This is a genomic window from Salinimicrobium oceani (genome assembly GCF_012037645.1).
The window spans coordinates 1-353 of the sequence record NZ_JAAVJR010001144.1 but is presented as its reverse complement, the minus strand read 5'-3'; the positions used below and the strand labels follow the sequence as shown (position 1 = coordinate 353).

At 39.9% G+C, this 353-nt stretch carries 1 pseudogene; it reads right to left on the bottom strand.

What is annotated here, in order from left to right:
* Window positions 1-353, bottom strand: a pseudogene (locus tag HC175_RS21190) (BatB protein); the annotation flags it as partial.

Below are 353 nucleotides of genomic sequence, written 5' to 3'. Positions count from 1 at the left end.
CTCGTTAAACAAATTTAATCTTTTTAACCAGGACGTCTGGCGTTCAAGCAATAAGATATCCAGCAGAAGAAATAAAAGGCCCAATCCTAAAAACCATTGGAACTGGCTTTTATAATCTGCGATCTGCTGCGATTCGAATTCCTTTTTATCCATATTTTGAAGGATCTCTGTTACTTCTTCCACTACTTCGGAAGTTACCCGGCCGTCGATATATCTCCCGTTGGCTTCCGAAGCTATTTGCTTAAGCATGGCTTCATCCAGTTTAGTGATAACTGTTTCGCCGTTCCTGTCTTTCTTATAATTCTGAATTACCCCATTTCTTTTTTCGGGAATTGGTCCTCCTTTAGCAGTTA